Below are 15,040 nucleotides of genomic sequence, written 5' to 3'. Positions count from 1 at the left end.
AGACCGTGAGCGAACAGCCCCAGGTTCACTACTATTCCCTGCGAGACAAGACGGTGTTCGTCTCCGGAGGCGGCTCCGGCATCGGGGCCGCCCTGGTGCGCGCCTTCGCCGGGCAGGGCGCCCGGGTCGCCTTCGTCGACATCGACGCCGATGCCTCCGAAGCGCTGGTGGCCGAGCTGGCCTCGGCCGAGGTGCGCTTCCACGAGTGCGACATCCGCGACATCGAGCGCCTCCAAGCGGTGATCGCCGAGGTGGAGCGCGAAATGGCGCCCATCGACGTGCTGATCAACAACGCCGGCCTCGACGATCGTCACTCCCTCGAGGAGCTGACCCCCGAGTACTGGGACAACTGCCAGGCCATCAACCTGCGCCACCACGTCTTCGCCACCCAGGCGGTGCTGCCCGCCATGAAACGGCGGGGCGAGGGCAGCATCATCAATCTCGGTTCGATCTCATGGATGCGCGGTCGTCCCGGCATGGTGGGCTACACCACCGCCAAGGCAGCCGTCAATGGGCTTACGCGGACCCTGGCCCAGGAAATCGGTATTCATGGGATCCGGGTCAACGCCCTGGTGCCGGGTGCCATTCAGACCGAGCGCCAGGAGAGGCTTTGGCTGACCCCGGAGCTCAACCAGCGCTTCCTTGATCAGCAAGCGCTGAAATTTCGCCTTCAGGTCGAGGACGTGGCGCGCATGGCGCTGTTCCTCGGTTCCGATGAGAGTCGCGGCTGTACCGGCCAGAACTTCGTGGTTGATGCGGGCCTGACGCTCAACTGAGCCTTTCCATTTCCGGCCGGTCGTAGATCTTACGGAAACCGCCTGTCTTCATTATTACCAACAGGAATTCATCATGATGCGCGTCATCACCGCGTCGCATGCTATCAGTGTCTACCACGGCGATACCCTGCTGTTCCGTCACGCCGAGGATGCACCGGCGATCTATGTCGGGCGTGGGCAGGCGACCTTCGACATGTACCGCGGCAACTTCGAGATCGCGGACTACCTGGAAGTCCGCGAGCCCCTGGTTCACCTGGACCTGTATGAGGAGAAGCGGGGATACCGGCTGGCCTTCCGCCGCCATGCAGGGGATGCGCTGCAGCTCGAGTTGTGGCTCGAGACGACGGCAGACGGCGCGACCCTGACCACCCGTTACGCTGCCGCGGGCATCAATCGCACCTGGTGGCGGTTGGTTGCCGAACCTGACGAGCGGGTTTGGGGCTGCGGCGAACAGATGTCCTACCTCGACCTGCGCGGTCGCCATTTTCCGCTGTGGACATCGGAACCCGGTGTCGGTCGCGACAAGAGCACCTATGTCACCTGGCGCTCCGACGTGGAGAATCGCGCCGGCGGGGACTACTACCACACCAACTATCCGCAGCCGACCTTCCTGTCGTCGCGCCATTACGCCTGCCATCTGGAGACCAGCAGCTACGCGGACTTCGACTTCCGGCACGACGACTTCCACGAGCTCCAGGTGTGGGACGTGCCGGTGCGTCTCGAGCTGTACGGCGCGACCCGCTACCTGTCACTGGTCGAGAGGCTCGGCGCACGATTCGGCCACCAGCCGCGGCTGCCTGAATGGGTCTACGACGGGGTCATTCTGGGCCTCAAACGAGGCAAGACTCATGCCCAGGAGCGGCTCGAGCAGGCGTTGGCCAGCGACATGGCCGTGTCCGCGCTTTGGTGCGAGGACTGGGCGGGAATTCGTGAAACCAGCTTCGGTGCCAGACTCTTTTGGGACTGGAAGGCCTCCGAGAGCCGCTATCCGGACCTGGCTGAATGGTGCCGAGAACTTGAATCGCGCGGGATTCGCTTCTTGGGCTACGTGAATCCCTATCTGTGCGTGGACGGTGAGCTCTACCCTGTGGCTCGCGATCACGGCTATCTCGCTACCACTGCGGGGGGCGAGACGGCTATCGTGGACTTCGGCGAGTTCGACTGCGGCGTCGTGGACTTCACCAATCCCGAGGCCTGTTCCTGGTTCAAGGACACTATCCTCAAGGCCAACATGCTCGACATCGGTCTGAGCGGGTGGATGGCGGATTTTGGTGAGTATCTGCCGGTGGGCGTGACGCTGGCCAACGGCGTCGCGGCGGAAGTCGAGCACAACCGCTGGCCGACCCGTTGGGCCCGGGTCAATGCCGAGGCCCTTGCCGAGCGTGGCAAGACCGCAGAGGCGACCTTCTTCATGCGCGCCGGCTACACGGGGGTTCAGGCTTTTTGTCCGTTGCTGTGGGGTGGTGATCAGTCGGTGGACTTCTCCCGCCATGACGGCATCGGCACGGTGATTACGGCGGCACTGTCCTCGGGGTTGCTGGGCAATGCGTTTCATCACAGTGACATCGGCGGTTACACGAGCCTGTTTGGAAACGTTCGTAGTGCTGAACTGTTCAAGCGCTGGGTTGATCTGGCGACTTTTACACCCGTCATGCGCACTCACGAGTGCAATCGCCCCGCCGACAACTTGCAGTGGTTCGACAGCGCCGAGTTGACTGAGCACTTGGCGCGCATGAGTCGTGTCTATCGCCACCTGTCTCCGTACCTCAAGGTGTTGGTCGAGGAGGGCGCCGAACGAGGCATCCCAGTACAGCGCCCGCTGTTCCTGCACTTCGAGGACGATCCCAAGGTCTATGGCATCCAGACTCAGTACCTATACGGGCCGGACCTTTTGGTGGCGCCGGTGATAGAGGCTGGTGTCGCGGCGCGCGATGTCTACCTGCCGGCTGGCGAGACATGGGTGCACCTCTGGAGCGGTACTGTCGAGTCGGGTGGCCGCCGGCTGGAGGTTGGTGCACCCGATGGGCGTCCTCCGGTGTTCTTTCGGCAGCGGAGCGCCTGGAGAACGCTTTTCGAGACCGTGCCGGGGCATGATTGATGGACATGCTGGAGCAACACCTGGCGTTGTTGCTGGTGGTGGCCCTGGCGACCTACGCTCAAACCATCACTGGCTTCGCCTTTGGTCTGATCTTCATGGCCGGCGTTGTATTGTTCGGCATCGCTCCGGTGACTCTAGGAGCCATCCTCATCAGCGTTCTGAGCCTGTTCAACTGTGTGGTGGCGCTATACGGCAAGCGTGCCACACTGGATCGTCGCGTCGTGCTGATCAGTGCTTTGAGCGGTATGGTCACTGTTTTCTTGGGTGTCTGGGCGTTGGAGTCTCTGAGCGGTGACTATGTAGGCTGGCTCGAGGTTATCCTGGGGGGCTCCATAATCACCAGCAGTCTGATGCTGGTGTATCACCCCAAGCCCCGGCGGCACCGCTCGCCGGATTGGAGCTTTGCGTTGTTCGGTGGGTTATCGGGCTTCATGGGGGGGATGTTCTCGACGTCGGGGCCGCCCATGGTTTTCCAGCTCTATCGGCAACCATTGGCGCCGGCCGTCATTCGTGACTGTCTCCTCATGGTCTTTGCCATCAATAGTCTCCAGCGTCTGACTATCGTTGCCTTTCAGGGGGCGCTCGATTTGCAGGTGCTCGGTGTTGCAATGGCAGCGATTCCGGTGGTGGTGTTCTTTACCTGGCTGGGCCGCCGCTACCCGCCTCCCTTATCGGCACGCAGCCTGAGACGACTGGCCTTCATCCTGCTATTGGGCTCCGGTGTCAGCCTATGTATCTCGGGCCTGAGATGATGAAGTCAGCCAGGAGCCAACATGTCCTCCCAAAAGGGGCGGGGCTCAAGGAATAGTGAGCCCGACGCGCCGGGTTGAACTTTCTCGCACCAGAAGCTCGAAGCCCAGGTCGACTGTCGTCTCGGCGGCTTTTCCTTGCAGGCTATCGAGTAGGCTCATCGCCACTCGGTCTCCAATTTCTTGGCGTGGCGGGCGTACGGTCGATATGGAAGGTAGACAACAATTGCTGAAGTCCATGTCGCCAAAGCCTACCAGTGCAATATCCTCGGGGATACGTATGCCTCTGGCCTGCGCCTCGGCAATGGCGCCCAGGGCCAGGACATCGTTCGAGAACACGATGCCGTCTATATCGGGTTGTTCGGCGAGTAGCGCTCTCAGCGCCTTGCGGGCGGCTTCGGCCATCCGATCAGTGCCGGTATCGATAATTTGGCAGTTGGAACTGCCGAGTAGATCCTGGCAGGCAGTTCTCAAGCCCGTTGCACGAAGCCGGGCGCGATTGTCGATGCTGAGGCGGGCGCCGATGAAAGCCAGGCGGCGGCACCCCGACTCGATGAGATGACGTGCTTGGGCTCGCCCGACATCTTCGTGGGAAAAGCCGACCATGGTGTCTAGGGCATTGGAGCCGAGTTCCCACATTTCCACCACAGGCAGTGCGGAACTGGTCAATATGCGACGAGTTTCCCGACTGTGTTGCAGCCCGGTCAGCACCATGGCACTAGGCGACCAGGACATGAAGGCCCGCACCAGCGACTCTTCCTGCTCTTCGGAATACTCGCTGTGACCAAGCAGTAGCTGGTAGCCATGATGGCTCAAGGCCATTTGCATGCGACTGACGGTCGAAGAGAACATCGAGTTGACCAGAGAAGGCACGACGACACCGATGACGCGAGTTTGTGCGGCGGCCAGGGCACCGGCCATCAGATTGGGGACATAGCCCAGCGTGTCGATAGCATTCTGGATACGCCGACCGAGGGCATCGGACACTTCGGCGGGGCGGCGCAGGTAGAGCGACACAGTGCTGGCCGAGACGCCGGATAATTTTGCGACGTCCGTCATGGTGACACGCTTGGTGCTGCGCCGGGAGCGCTGTTGGCTGCTCATGGTGGTTGCTCGATTGGAGTGGCCGGGTGTCGAGGACGACTTCCGGTTGAAATGTTTACTGTCTTTGGGGATGCTAGATGAATCCTACCATATCCCTGAGTGGCCACGTCCAAGGTAAGCCCGAGCTGAAAAAAGCCCCAAGGCTTCAGGAGCCATGGGGCAAAGATCGACATGTCAGCGAGTGGGGCGCCTGTGCCCCACCCTCATGCTGATATTCAGAACCAGGTTTCTGCTTGGACGCCGAAGCTCCATTGACCGCCGGTATAACCCTCCTGGCCGAAGGCATCATCGGTCGCGAATTCATTCAACTCGTCATCCCAATCCGTGTAGGAAGCGAAGACTCGCAACTCGGGGCGCTGCCAGAAGCCGCCCACCGCAGGCTTGAAGGTCGGGGCGATGGTGAATTTGGTAAAGTCACCGTCAACGGCGCGGCGTCCCTTGTAGCCTTGCGGATCGAGATCCATGGTCTGGTAACTGGCTTCATACTGCATTTCGAAGTTCTCGCTGATCTCGTTGGCGATGCGAGTGTTGAACGAGGCCCAGCGGTAGTCGTCACCGCGAACGAAGCGATCCTGGCTGACCTCGGTCAGCAGCGAGGGGGCGATGCGCCAGTGGGGCGCTAGATAAGTGGTGCCGTAAACCGCCAGTCGCGTGGCCTGCGCGTCATCTAGCAGCTCGCCGTTGGCGCCGATTTGCTTGACCTCTGCACCCAGTCCTTCACCGTGCAGCAAGGCGGCCATGAAGGTGCCCTTGCCGAGGCCGAAGAAGCTGTCACCACGGTAGGCCAGCATGCCGTGAACGCCGCTGTCTGCGGCAGTGCCAGGGCCATCGACGATACGCTTATCGTTATCATTGGCGGAGAGCGCGCTGAACATGAACTCCCAATTTCCGATGTAGTTGTTGGTGGTTAGCACCAGGCTATCGGTATCGGCACTGATCTCCGTGTTTTCGGGGTTGACGCTGAAATCATCGAAGCTGCGGCCATAGAGCGTGAAACTGCTCCGCCAGTCGTCAGCTAGCTGGACATCATAGATACCGCCGCCCAGGCCCGCCAGCTTGACCACATCGCTGTCGATCCAGTGTATATCGAATTTGTCGCGATCGAGGCGCTTGCCGGCCCACAGTGTGGCGTTTTCGAATGCCGTGCCCTTGAAGCTGGGCAGCGCGGAGAGTTCAACGAATACCTGCCGGACATTGAGATTGGATTCATTGGCGGTCCAGTCGTTGCTGGTGGTCACCGAGTCTGCGAGGGCGAACTGGAAGCGCTGCTTGGTGCCGTTCTCGTAAGTCTTGAGATGGTTAAAGCGGGCATGCACGTAGGTATCCGGCTCGTTGCCCAGGCGGCCCACGGCGCCTCCCACGGTGCCGGCGGGGGTCACATAGGGGCCGCCGGGCAGGCTTTTGCCGTCCTTCCCCAGCAGCAGACCAGAGCGCGCATAAGCGCTGAAGGTGAAGCCGTCGTCGCGACTGGATTGTTTCTCGAGAGCTGCGATTCTTGCGTCGTAGTTTTCGGCAGCGTCCTGTTCGTTGAGACGGTCTTCCGCGGCTTGGGCGCGCTGTTCAGCGTCTGCCACGCGTGCCTCTAGTGCTGCCAGTCGTGCTTCGAGATCATCATCATTGGCCAAGGCATAGGGGCTGATGGCGATCGAAGCGAGGGTAGCGGCTAGAGGAGCGAGGTAAAAGATTCTGGTCATGAGGGTGTTCCAGTGTGGCGAGTATTGTTGTCTTGTCGTGTTTCGAGCTTGTTTCGTAGCGCTACGAACACAGCCAATATCGTAGCGCTACGATATAGCCGGTACATGATACTTTAGTATTATAAATCAGGCATTTTAGGCTTCTTTGTAATCTATTTCTGGTTGGATTGTTCTGAATAATAGCGTTGCGAAATGGGTGGTTTTGTGAGGTGTCGTACTATCCGAATGGGGCGGGGGGTTCACAACGGGTCGTTTACATGGATCCAGCCGGGAAGACTGGAGGTGCGTACCAGCGCTCCAGGGGTGGGGCGAAAAGCATCAGGCTATGGGGCTCGCGCCATATGGCTGAGCCATGCTGGTCGCTCGTCTCATCGATCATTCCACGAAACCAAGAACGCTGACACAAGCTGAGGGTGCCAGTGTGAGAGCGATCACCCATGGGGGCATCGCTCCCGAGAGGAGGGTGCGTCGGTCTTTGCCGCTGTACGTTACGCACGCAACTTTATCGCGACAGGTGCCGGGGCTAGTGGGATGAATCAGCACGTAGCCCCTATGAGAGTTCGTCGCAGCGAGGCTAGAGCCTCCCGGCCTCACTGCACCGGTACAACCATCATAGTCCTGAGGCCAATCTGGACGAACTAACCTTCCATTCGTCGAGTGGGGAAACCTGATGGGTCAACACAATGAGCTAGCCAGAGCCGCATGGCTGGTGCCCATGTAGGAACGAAGTCGGTCAATCTGGCTCTGTGACAGCCGCAGGTAGAGCTTGCTGCGGCGCCAGAGCACGTCCTCGGCGCTGGCGGCCCATTCGCGATCGACCAGGTAGTCCACTTCCCGCTGGGTCAGGCCGGCACCGAAGTCCTCGCCGAGGTCTTCCTGCGACGTGCAGCCATCGAGGAATTCCCGGCACAGCGAGCCGTAACTGTGGGCGAAGCGCCGTGCGCGGGACTTGCCGAGGAAGGGGTAGTCGCGTTCCAGATGCGCCTGGAACGCGGCGGCGTCGCCGATGTCGCCGCCGGGCAGCGGTGCCTCGGCCGTCCAGGCCTTGCCCATGTGGGGCAGCGTGGTCTCCAGGGTGGCCAGCGCCGCCTCGGCCAGTCGGCGGTAGGTGGTGATCTTGCCGCCGTAGATCGACAGCAGCGGGGCACCCCGCTGGTCCAGGTCGAGCGTGTAGTCGCGGGTCATCGCCGAAGGCGAGGTGGACTCGTCGTCGCACAGCGGGCGCACCCCGGAGAAGTTGGCGATCACCTCGTCGCGGCTCAACTGACGCACGAAATGCCCGTTGACGACATCGAGCAGATAGTCGATCTCGTCGTCGGTGATCGAGACCTGGGCGGGATCGCCGCGATAGCGCACGTCGGTGGTGCCGATCAGGCTGAAATCCTCTTCGTAGGGCAGCACGAAGACGATGCGCCCGTCGCGGTTCTGCAGGATGTAGGCCCGTTCGTCGGTATTGATCCGCGGCACGACGATGTGGCTGCCCTGGATCATGCGAATGCCGTACTGCGATTGCCGCTGGGCGTTTTGCTTGACGAAGGACTCCACCCAGGGCCCGGCGGCGTTGATCAGCACCCGGGCATGGCGTTCGAAGCGGCGGCCGCTGGAGGTGTCCTCCAGGGTCAGCCGCCAGTGGCCGTCGACCTCGCGGGCCTCGACGCAGCGCGTGCGAACCAGTACCTCGGCGCCCTTGTCGCGGGCCTGCATGGCGTTGAGTACCACCAGACGGGCGTCGTCCACCCAGCAATCGGAGTATTCGAAACCGCGGCTGATCGACGGCTGGAGCGGGCTGGTCGCGCCGAAGCGCAGGCTGGTGGAGCCCGGCAGGCTGTCGCGCTTGCCCAGGTGATCGTAGAGGAACAACCCCGCTCGCAGCATCCACGCCGGGCGCAGGTGCGGGCGGTGGGGCAGGATGAAGCGCAGCGGCCAGATGATGTGCGGGGCCTTGGCGAGCAGGACTTCACGTTCGCGCAGGGCCTCGCGGACCAGCCGGAATTCGCGGTGCTCGAGATAGCGCAGGCCACCGTGAATCAGCTTGCTGCTCGCCGAGGACGTGGCCTGGGCCAGGTCGGCCTGTTCACAAAGTGACACGGACAGGCCGCGCCCGGCGGCGTCATTGGCGATGCCCGCCCCATTGATGCCGCCGCCGACGACGAAGACGTCGAGAAGTGGTTGTGAGGTGCCCATGATCGCTCCGCTTGAGTGAGGTGGCGGACGAGGCGCGTCCCGGCCTCGCTGTTGTTTTCGTTTATGAACTTATACTAGTCGAAAACGAACATCAATGCTCGCATGAGATCGGGCGGCGGCGGTAGGCCGCCGTCTGGGGTGGGGGACCGGGAAGCGAGGACGCGTCAGGCCAGGGCCGGGGCGTCGTCGACGCGGGGCGCGAGGGGGGCGTCGGCGATATGCAGCGCCACGTCGTGTGCCTCGATCAGGCGCAGGATCGGCTCGGGGGGCTGGCGATCGGTGAACAGGGCGTCGATCTGGCTGATATTGCCCTGGCGGACGACGGCATTGCGATGGAATTTCGAATGGTCGGCGGTCAGGAATACCTGACGCGAGTTGCGGATGATCGCCTGGGCGACGCGCACCTCCTGATAGTCGAACTCCAGCAGCGAGCCGTCCTCGTCGATGCCACTGATGCCGATGATGCCGAAGTCGACCTTGAACTGATTGATGAAGTCGATGGTCGCCTCGCCGATGATGCCGCCATCCCGGGAGCGCACCTGGCCGCCGGCGACGATCACGTTGAAATCCTCGTTGTGCTGCAGGATCGCCGCCACGTTGAGGTTGTTGGTGATCACTTCCAGGCCGCGATGCGCACGTAGCGCCTCGGCCACGATCTCGTTACTGGTGCCGATGTTGATGAACAGCGAGGCGTGATCGGGAATCTGCGCGGCGAGCAGGTCGGCGATGCGCCGCTTGGCCTCGAGATTGAGTGTCTTGCGCGTGGTGTAGGCGGTGTTGACGGTACTCGATTCGAGGCCGGCGCCACCGTGCACGCGGCGGATGAGGCCTTCGTCGGCGAGGGCGTTCAGGTCGCGACGAATGGTCTGCGGGGTGACGCCGAAGTCGCGGGTGAGCTGCTCGATGGAGGCATAGCCCTGGCGCTTGACCAGGGCGATGATGGCATCGTGACGTTTCTGCTGGGTCATGACGAGAGGCCGCGTCGTTGAATGGGGCGTTGTGCGTCGCATCCCATCTTATCAGGGCCCGTCGTCCGTGGGGATGGGCGATGACGCGCGCCGGCCGGGAGGTGGCGGCGTCGATGGCGGTGTCACGTGTGTTCGGAAACGAACATTCCGCGTTTCGCCCGGCCTGACCGCTGCCCGCGTCGCCGGGTATCGCCAAGCGCTTGAGTTACGACGAGAAAGCGTGCTTGAGGGGTTGCATTTCCGCTGGGCATGGGTAGAATACGCATCCGTTGCCGGCGACGTCTCGCCGACAGCGACTGCCCGAAGGACCGTAGCTCAGTTGGTTAGAGCGCCACGTTGACATCGTGGAGGTCAGCGGTTCAAATCCGCTCGGTCCTACCAGGGCATCGAACAATCCGCTTTTCAGGACCATAGCTCAGTTGGTTAGAGCGCCACGTTGACATCGTGGAGGTCAGCGGTTCAAATCCGCTTGGTCCTACCAGTATCGCCGAAGACGCCCGATTCGCCTGTCGAATCGGGCGTCTTTGCGTTGGGCGTCCCTTGACGCTTCCTTCGCGGTCTTTCCTTGCTCCGCCTCAACGTCCTGCGCTCTGGCGGTGCTTCAGGTGCCGAGATGCGTGTCGGCAAACTCGGCGATCTCCTCCAGGGCACGGTTGGCCGGCGCCAGCAGCGGCGCAAAGCCGACGAAGACGTGGGGCATGTCGTCCCACAGGCTGAGTGTCACCGGGCTGCCGCTCTGCTGGGCCTGTTCGGCGTAGCGCCGGCTGTCGTCGAGCAGGATCTCCGCCTCGCCGCACTGGATCAGCGTCGGCGGCAGGCCCGTCAGGTCGCCTTCGAGCGGCGAGACCCGCGGGTCGTCGGTCTTGGCGGCCGGTGTCGGGCCGAGATAGAACTGCGAGATCAGCGGCAGCAGGTCGGGATCGAGGATCGCCTCGACCCGGGCCTTGCGATGCAGTGAATCGCTCTCCCAGTTGAGGTCGGTGGCCGGTGAAAAGGCCATGGCCGCGTCGGGCATACGGCGCTGCTCTTGCTTGAGGACGTTGAGGCAGGCCAGCGTCAGGTTGCCGCCGGCGCTGTCGCCGGCGAGCAGCAGGCTGCCCTGCGGATAGCTGTCGCACAGCCACTGCCAGGCATCCAGGCAGTCCTCGAGCCCGGCGGGGAAGGGGGCCTCGGGGGCCAGGCGGTAGTCGACGGCGATCACCTCGGCGCGACAGGCACGCGCCAGACGCGCGGTCAGCGGTCGGTGGCTGGCCGGACTGCCGGCCATCCAGCTGCCGCCGTGCAGGTACAAGAGCCGACGCCCCGAGGCGAGATCGACGTCGTCGGGGCGTACGCGCTCCGCGGCGATCACTTGCCGGCCCCGGGTGGGGATCAACAGTGGCTCGACCCGACAGCCGGCATCCAGGATCGACGCATCGGCGGCGAAGTACAGGTCCAGCAGGCGCCGCTTGACGGCGAGGTTGTTGCCGCTCTGGGCGTTGAGCGTGCGCAGCCGGTCGAGATGGGCGAGGACGGCGTCGAGCCCCGTGGGGGTGACGCCGGAGGGCGGGGTAGACATCGGCTCTCCTCGATGTTCGATGAACGACGAACTCAAGGGACAAGCATGGTGGCGATCGCTGCATTCGGCAATGTGGACCCCGGCAGGGCGACCGCCGGCTATCAGTCTGTCGCCAGATCGCTGGCCGCCAGATCGCTGGCCGCCAGGTCGCTGGCCGCCACGAAGACGGCGACCAGCCGTTCGAGGCCGGCCTGGTCGGCGGCGTCGAAGCGGGCGGGATGCGGACTGTCGAGATCGAGCACGCCCCATAGCCGGTCATCGGCGACGATCGGCACCACCAGCTCGGAACGCGACGCGGCATCGCAGGCGATGTGATCGGCCACGGCATGGACGTCGTCGACACGCTGGGTCGCCCGGGTGCGGGCCGCCGCGCCGCACACGCCCTTGCTGAAAGGGATCGGGTTGCAGGCCGGCTTGCCCTGGAAGGGGCCGAGCACCAGGGTCTGCGGGCGGCGTTGCAGATAGAAACCGGCCCAGTTGAGTCCCTCGACTTCCTGCATCAGGAAGGCGCAGGTCTGGGCGGCATTGGTCAGCCAGTCGCGGGTGTCGAGCAGTGCCTGCAATTGGCGCTCGAGCAGGGCATAGTCGGTCATTTAGCCTCCAGGAAAACGCACCGGGCCGGCGATGGCCGGCCCGGTCTGACATAGGTCGTGAGCGCTGGATTATTTCCAGCCGGGCACGGCGCCACCCTTAAACAGCTCCTCGGCCTTATCGATCACCGCCTGGCTGTGATAGGCCTCGACCAGCTCCTTGATCGCCTCGCGATCCTGATCGCCGCCACGCACCACGATCAGGTTGACGTAGGGCGACTCGGGGCCTTCCTTGATCAGCGCGTCGTCCAGGGTCAGGCCGGCGGGCTGGGCGAAGGTATTGTTGATGAAGGCCATGTCGACGTCCGGCAGGATGCGCGGCAACTGGGCGGCCTCGATCTCGCGGAACTCGAAGTCGTGCGGGTTCTCGGCGATGTCGATTGGCGTGGCCTCGAGATTGGTCGGGTCGTTGAGCTGAATCAGCCCCTTGTTGTGCATCAGGATCAGGGCGCGGCCCTCGTTCGACGGGTCGTTGGGCAGGGCGATGGTGGCGCCGTCGGGCAGCGCGTCGATGCTGTCGTACTTCTTGGAATAGGCGCCGATCGGGTAGACGAAGGTACGCCCGGCGATGGCGAAGTCGTAGCCGCGGTCGCGCACCATCGACTTCATGTACGGCTCGTGCTGGTAGGCGTTGGCGTCGAGGCTGCCATCGGCCAGCGCGGCGTTGGGCGTCACGTAGTCGGTGAACTCGACGATCTCGACGTCGAGGCCGTACTTGTCCTTGGCGATCTGCTTGGCGACCTGCATGACGTCGGTTTCCGGGCCGGCCACGGTGCCGACCTTGATCTGATCGTCGGCGGCGTTGGCGGTGCCGGCGAGCAGCCCCAGCCCGAGCAGTGTAGCGGTTCCCAGCGTCTTGGCGATAGCCTGTTTCATGGTGCGTCTCCCTTGCGGTCCGGCGAGCGGACATCGGCCTGAAGGTGAATCGTGATACGCGATTTTACGCTATAAGTAGAAAATTTCTAATGCCTTTTTGTTATGGGGTCGATCGTTCGGCCCCGTTGCCGCCGTTCGCCGGCTTCCGCGCCGTGGGGCGCGGCGGGCAATGCACGACGCGTATCGAGGCACGGGCGCCGAGCTTTGTTATCCTCGGGGTTTTCCTTCATGAAGCGGATAGGCTGCATGGCAAGCGTGGCTGCGAAGCGGCGGCCCTACCAGGTCGCGGAAACGATCAAGAGCTGGATCGTCGACAGGCAGCTCAAGCCGGGGGATCGCCTGCCCAGCGAAGCGGAGCTGATCGAGACGCTGCAGGTGTCCAAGGGCACGATCCGCGAGAGCACCCGCATCCTCGAGGCCCAGGGCCTGGTGGAGACCCGCACCGGGCCGGGCGGGGGGGCCTTCGTGCGCGAGATGAGCGAAGCCAAGGCGATCGCACTGCTCAGCAATTACCTGTTCTTCCGCGATATCTCGATCGGCGACATCTACCAGATCCGTCTCGCCCTTGAGCCCGAACTGGCCGCGTCGCTGGCGGGCCAGGTGGATGCCGAGGACCTGGCCCGCCTGCGCGCCAGCCTGCACAGCTACGCCGAGCCCGCCGGCAATGACGAGGAGGAACGCCAGCAGCACATCGACTCGCTGAATTTCCACCTGATGCTCGCCGAGCTGGCGGGCGGCAACCCGCTGCTGTGTTTCATCATCCGCTTCACCACCCAGGTGCTGTCGGACCTGACCATCTACCGGCGCCTCTACGAGCCCGCCACCCACGACCTGGGGCAGTCGGGCTGCCGCTATCACGCGGCGATACTCGATGCCATCGAGGCCGGTGACGCTCGGCGCTCGCGTGAGATCATGCGCGAGCACCTGCTCTCCGCTCAGGCGGTGATGAACGAGCAGGAGGCGCAGGTGCGCCGAGGGTTCCTGGCGGAGACCTGAGAGGGCGTTAACAAAATGTCTGCGCTCGACAATACGGCGTTAAAATCGGCCTCAAAATGCTCATTTACCTCGTGTAAACTCCGCTTTTTCGTCCGATTTTGCCTTGTCTTGCCTTCGCTCGACGACTTTGTAAACACCCTCTGAGCCGCGTCTGGAGTGTGGCGAAGTGGGCGATCAGTTCCGGGGCAGGCGCCCGGGCAGGGCCTGGAGGAACGTCATCAGCACCCGCGTGGCCGCGTCGGCGTCGGCGGCGCTGATGGCCTCGTCGGGGTGGTGGCTGAGGCCGTCGCGACAGCGCACGAAGAGCATGCCGATGTCGGTCAGCGCGTGCATCGCCAGGCCGTCGTGGCCGGCGCCGCTGAACAGCCGTTCGGCGGGCTCGCCGCTGGCCTCGCAGGCGGCCTCGAGGGCCTCGACCAGCCAGTCGGCACACTCCACCGCTTCGGCCTGGTAGGTCGACTCGATCGTCACCTCGAGATCGCGCTCCGCCGCCAGTCGCCGGCAGTCGTCGAGAATCGCCTCGCGGCCGTGGTGTCTCACCTCGGCGTGCGGCGAGCGAAGTTCCAGGGTGAAGGTCGTCTCGGCGGGGATCACGTTGACCGCGTCGGGGCGTACTGCGAGCTTGCCCACCACGCCGACGAGGTCGTCGGTGGCATTGAGCCGGCGGTCGACCGCGACGATCATTTCCGCCGCACCGACCAGGGCGTCGCGGCGTCCGGCCATCGGCGTGGTGCCGGCATGGCCGGCCTTGCCGGTCACCGTCACCCGGTGGCGCTCGATGCCGGTCAGCGACGTGACGATTCCCACCGCGTGATCGCGGCGTTCCAGTACCGGGCCCTGTTCGATGTGTACCTCGCAATAGCCCAGTACCGAGGCCGGGTCGCGGGCCAGGCCCGAGATGCGCTCGGGGTCGCCGCCAAAGTCGGCAAGTGCCTCGCCGAGACTCGTGCCATCGGCATCGCGGGCCGCGAGGCTCGCGGGATCGAAACCGCCGGCCAGTGCCCGGCTGCCGATCAGGGTCGACTGGAAGCGCGTGCCCTCCTCGTCGCCGAAGGCCGCCACCTCGATGCCATAGGGCAGCGTGATGCCGGCCTCGCCGAGTGCCTCGAGAGCCAGCAGCGGCAAGGCCACGCCGAGCATGCCATCGTACTTGCCGCCCTCGATCACGGTGTCCTGGTGCGAACCGAGGATCAGCGTTTTCTCGCCGGCCTGGGCCCGCGGGCAGCGGCCGACCAGGTTGCCGGCGGCGTCGAGTTCGGGGCTCAGCCCGGCCCGGCGCATCCACGCCTCGATCAACGTCAGCACGCCGCGATGCTCCGCGGAGCAGAACAGCCGCGTGACACCGGGGCCGGGCTGGGAGTGGCGTGCGGCTTCGTCGAGCCGCGCGATCAGGGTCTCGCCGAGGGGCGCAACGGAGCTCGTGGTCATGGTATCTCCTCGAATGACA

Annotated in this window: 12 protein-coding genes and 2 tRNA genes; 6 read left to right on the top strand and 8 right to left on the bottom strand. The window is 63.8% G+C overall.

Annotated features, from left to right (window positions below; all coding sequences use genetic code 11):
- Positions 1-5 precede the first annotated feature (5 nt).
- From D0901_RS01780 to D0901_RS01770, 3 genes are all read left to right on the top strand, one after another.
- A complete protein-coding gene (locus D0901_RS01780; RefSeq protein ID WP_129138567.1) occupies positions 6-776 on the top strand; it encodes an SDR family NAD(P)-dependent oxidoreductase in 771 nt (256 codons plus the stop codon).
- Positions 777-846: 70 nt separating this feature from the next.
- Positions 847-2,874: an alpha-glucosidase gene (locus D0901_RS01775; protein ID WP_267899201.1), complete on the top strand. Its 2,028-nt coding sequence runs from the start codon at positions 847-849 to the stop codon at positions 2,872-2,874.
- A gap of 5 nt (positions 2,875-2,879) precedes the next feature.
- Positions 2,880-3,626 carry a sulfite exporter TauE/SafE family protein gene (locus tag D0901_RS01770; RefSeq protein ID WP_233440321.1) on the top strand — a complete coding sequence of 249 codons (747 nt, stop codon included), beginning with the start codon at positions 2,880-2,882 and terminating at the stop codon, positions 3,624-3,626.
- Positions 3,627-3,671: 45 nt separating this feature from the next.
- On the opposite strand, the gene D0901_RS01765 is transcribed toward D0901_RS01770, so the two are convergent.
- The 4 genes from D0901_RS01765 to D0901_RS01750 all read right to left on the bottom strand — a co-directional run bounded on the left by D0901_RS01765 (position 3,672) and on the right by D0901_RS01750 (position 9,573).
- Complete coding sequence (locus tag D0901_RS01765; RefSeq protein WP_129138564.1) at positions 3,672-4,727, bottom strand: LacI family DNA-binding transcriptional regulator; 1,056 nt, start codon at positions 4,725-4,727, stop codon at positions 3,672-3,674.
- A 215-nt stretch (positions 4,728-4,942) separates the two neighbouring features.
- The gene (locus D0901_RS01760; RefSeq protein ID WP_129138563.1) at positions 4,943-6,421 is read right to left on the bottom strand and encodes a carbohydrate porin; all 1,479 of its coding nucleotides are present in this window, start codon (positions 6,419-6,421) and stop codon (positions 4,943-4,945) included.
- Between the two features lie 675 nt (positions 6,422-7,096).
- Positions 7,097-8,605, bottom strand: a complete 1,509-nt coding sequence (glpD, locus tag D0901_RS01755) for a glycerol-3-phosphate dehydrogenase (protein ID WP_129138562.1) — start codon at positions 8,603-8,605, stop codon at positions 7,097-7,099.
- Between the two features lie 164 nt (positions 8,606-8,769).
- The gene (locus D0901_RS01750) at positions 8,770-9,573 is read right to left on the bottom strand and encodes a DeoR/GlpR family transcriptional regulator (protein WP_129138561.1); all 804 of its coding nucleotides are present in this window, start codon (positions 9,571-9,573) and stop codon (positions 8,770-8,772) included.
- Positions 9,574-9,877: 304 nt separating this feature from the next.
- Between D0901_RS01750 and D0901_RS01745 the strand changes: the two genes are divergently transcribed.
- Together D0901_RS01745 and D0901_RS01740 are read left to right on the top strand one after the other, a co-directional pair.
- Positions 9,878-9,954: transfer RNA gene (locus tag D0901_RS01745), tRNA-Val, on the top strand.
- 23 nt (positions 9,955-9,977) lie between these two features.
- Positions 9,978-10,054, top strand: a tRNA-Val gene (locus tag D0901_RS01740).
- Between the two features lie 120 nt (positions 10,055-10,174).
- Here D0901_RS01740 and D0901_RS01735 read toward each other — a convergent pair.
- The 3 genes from D0901_RS01735 to D0901_RS01725 form a co-directional block, all read right to left on the bottom strand.
- Entirely contained in the window at positions 10,175-11,131 is a 957-nt protein-coding gene (locus D0901_RS01735; RefSeq protein ID WP_162500798.1) for an alpha/beta hydrolase, read from the bottom strand.
- A 101-nt stretch (positions 11,132-11,232) separates the two neighbouring features.
- A complete protein-coding gene (locus tag D0901_RS01730) occupies positions 11,233-11,724 on the bottom strand; it encodes a GAF domain-containing protein (protein ID WP_129138559.1) in 492 nt (163 codons plus the stop codon).
- A gap of 69 nt (positions 11,725-11,793) precedes the next feature.
- A complete protein-coding gene (locus D0901_RS01725; RefSeq protein ID WP_129138558.1) occupies positions 11,794-12,597 on the bottom strand; it encodes a MetQ/NlpA family ABC transporter substrate-binding protein in 804 nt (267 codons plus the stop codon).
- Between the two features lie 246 nt (positions 12,598-12,843).
- Between D0901_RS01725 and D0901_RS01720 the strand changes: the two genes are divergently transcribed.
- Entirely contained in the window at positions 12,844-13,593 is a 750-nt protein-coding gene (locus tag D0901_RS01720; RefSeq protein WP_129138557.1) for a FadR/GntR family transcriptional regulator, read from the top strand.
- Positions 13,594-13,767: 174 nt separating this feature from the next.
- Here the strand turns inward: D0901_RS01720 and D0901_RS01710 are convergent, their stop codons facing one another.
- On the bottom strand, positions 13,768-15,021 hold the full coding sequence (locus D0901_RS01710; protein ID WP_129138555.1) for a M20 family metallo-hydrolase: 1,254 nt from the start codon (positions 15,019-15,021) through the stop codon (positions 13,768-13,770).
- Positions 15,022-15,040: the final 19 nt, after the last annotated feature.

Source organism: Modicisalibacter coralii, assembly GCF_004117855.1.
GTDB lineage: Bacteria > Pseudomonadota > Gammaproteobacteria > Pseudomonadales > Halomonadaceae > Modicisalibacter > Modicisalibacter coralii.
This window is presented reverse-complemented; position numbering and strand designations above follow the sequence as displayed.

Coding starts and splice junctions, on each gene's coding strand:
- D0901_RS01730 (WP_129138559.1), bottom strand. CDS start 11,724: ATGACCGACTATGCCCTGCTCGAGCGCCAATTGCAGGCACTGCTCGAC.
- D0901_RS01735 (WP_162500798.1), bottom strand. CDS start 11,131: ATGTCTACCCCGCCCTCCGGCGTCACCCCCACGGGGCTCGACGCCGTC.
- D0901_RS01720 (WP_129138557.1), top strand. CDS start 12,844: ATGGCAAGCGTGGCTGCGAAGCGGCGGCCCTACCAGGTCGCGGAAACG.
- D0901_RS01765 (WP_129138564.1), bottom strand. CDS start 4,727: ATGAGCAGCCAACAGCGCTCCCGGCGCAGCACCAAGCGTGTCACCATG.
- D0901_RS01725 (WP_129138558.1), bottom strand. CDS start 12,597: ATGAAACAGGCTATCGCCAAGACGCTGGGAACCGCTACACTGCTCGGG.
- glpD (WP_129138562.1), bottom strand. CDS start 8,605: ATGGGCACCTCACAACCACTTCTCGACGTCTTCGTCGTCGGCGGCGGC.
- D0901_RS01750 (WP_129138561.1), bottom strand. CDS start 9,573: ATGACCCAGCAGAAACGTCACGATGCCATCATCGCCCTGGTCAAGCGC.
- D0901_RS01760 (WP_129138563.1), bottom strand. CDS start 6,421: ATGACCAGAATCTTTTACCTCGCTCCTCTAGCCGCTACCCTCGCTTCG.
- D0901_RS01710 (WP_129138555.1), bottom strand. CDS start 15,021: ATGACCACGAGCTCCGTTGCGCCCCTCGGCGAGACCCTGATCGCGCGG.
- D0901_RS01770 (WP_233440321.1), top strand. CDS start 2,880: ATGCTGGAGCAACACCTGGCGTTGTTGCTGGTGGTGGCCCTGGCGACC.